This window comes from Candidatus Hydrogenedentota bacterium, from assembly GCA_016791475.1.
Classification (GTDB): Bacteria; Hydrogenedentota; Hydrogenedentia; order Hydrogenedentales; family JAEUWI01; genus JAEUWI01.
This window is the reverse complement of sequence record JAEUWI010000497.1, coordinates 1-510: the sequence shown is the minus strand read 5'-3', so window position 1 is coordinate 510 and position 510 is coordinate 1. Positions and strand designations below refer to the sequence as shown.

Below are 510 nucleotides of genomic sequence, written 5' to 3'. Positions count from 1 at the left end.
CTGGCTTCTTCCTTTGTCATCGCTTCTATGCCGGCCGCTACGGCGGCGATGTGCTCGCGATTGCGCATCGGCGCTAGCACGCGCAGGAGCAGACCGAGATTGATGGCCATGTCCTCGTCGATAGGAACACGCAACGCGTCAATCGCGGGCAGGTTCAGGAGGTCGATGCGTGCCTGCTTCATGCGCCGCAGCAGTCGATGCTCGATGAGCGAAAGGTTGCGGCCGCGCAGCCCGGCAATGTAAGTGGGCTGCTTGATGTGGGGCGTGGCACTGGCCGGCAACTGCCAGATTTCGATTTCCATGTCTGCGCCGGCGAGGCGGCGCGCGCGCAGCTCGTAGTGAGGAAGCGCCGAATGGTGTTTGCTGCTCACGCTGCTCAATCTGGTGACTTTTGCCATATTCCTATTCGTCCATGCCGGTCGCGATGACTTGTGCCGAGGTGGACACGAGTCGCGTCAGTCGCTGGATAAGTCCGTCCGCCGATGTGCCTTGCACCTGTAGCGGAGGTTC

1 protein-coding gene is annotated in these 510 nt (G+C 61.6%); it reads right to left on the bottom strand.

Annotated features, from left to right (window positions below):
• The coding region (locus JNK74_30450; protein MBL7650489.1) for a hypothetical protein at positions 1–398 on the bottom strand (398 nt) is incomplete at its 3' end.
• Positions 399–510: the final 112 nt, after the last annotated feature.